Raw genomic sequence first — 963 nt, forward strand, 5'->3', positions numbered from 1 at the left:
TAGAATACCTTAATGATGGCTATGAGTGGATTGTGGACATTGACCTTGAGAAATTCTTCGACACAGTTCCCCAAGATAGATTGATGTCTCTTGTCCATAACATTATCCAAGATGGAGATACAGAGTCTCTGATTCGTAGGTATCTTCATTCGGGTGTAGTTATCAATGGACAGCGCCATAAAACGCTGGTGGGAACACCACAAGGTGGGAATCTATCTCCCCTCCTGTCCAATATCACGCTCAATGAGCTGGACAAGGAATTGGAAAATCGAGGGCTTCGTTTCGTCCGGTACGCAGATGACTGTGTCATCACAGTTGGGAGCGAAGCATCTGCCAAACGTATCATGTATTAAGTTAGCCGATTCATTAAGAAGCGACTGGGATTGAAAGTCAATATGACCAAGACTAAGATTACCAGACCGAGTCAACTGAAGTACCTTGGATTCGGATTCTGGAAATCAGCTGAAGGGTGGAAAAGTCGTCCACATCAAGAGAGTATCCAGAGTTTCAAGAGGAAACTTAGGAAGCTCACAACACGCAAATGGAGCACTGACTTGGGTAGCCGTATTGAGAAACTCAACTGGCTTATTCGCGGATGGATAAACTACTTCGCATTGACTAACATGAAGTCAGTCATGGGAGAAATTGATAAACGATTGAGGACACGAATTAGAGTTATTATTTGGAAACAATGGAAGAAGAAGTCAAGGCGACTTTGGGGACTACTTAAACTAGGGACTCCCAAATGGATAGCTGATAAGGTATCTGGCTGGGGTGACCACTATCAATTAGTGGCACAAAAGTCAATTCAGCTATATCAAAACCAGTCCTCGCTAAACGTGGACTGGTTTCATGCCTAGATTATTATCTTGAACGACATGCGTTAAAAGTTAGTTGAACCGCCGTGTGCCGAACGGCACGCACGGTGGTGTGAGAGGGGCTAGGAATTAGTCTCTACTCGAT

Annotated in this window: 1 pseudogene; it reads left to right on the top strand. The window is 44.2% G+C overall.

Annotation, left to right across the window (positions count from 1 at the left end):
- A pseudogene (locus tag BN1356_RS12745) lies at positions 1–898 on the top strand (reverse transcriptase domain-containing protein); the annotation flags it as partial.
- Positions 899–963: the final 65 nt, after the last annotated feature.

The sequence above is a fragment of the Streptococcus varani genome (genome assembly GCF_001375655.1).
Taxonomy (GTDB): Bacteria; Bacillota; Bacilli; order Lactobacillales; family Streptococcaceae; genus Streptococcus; species Streptococcus varani.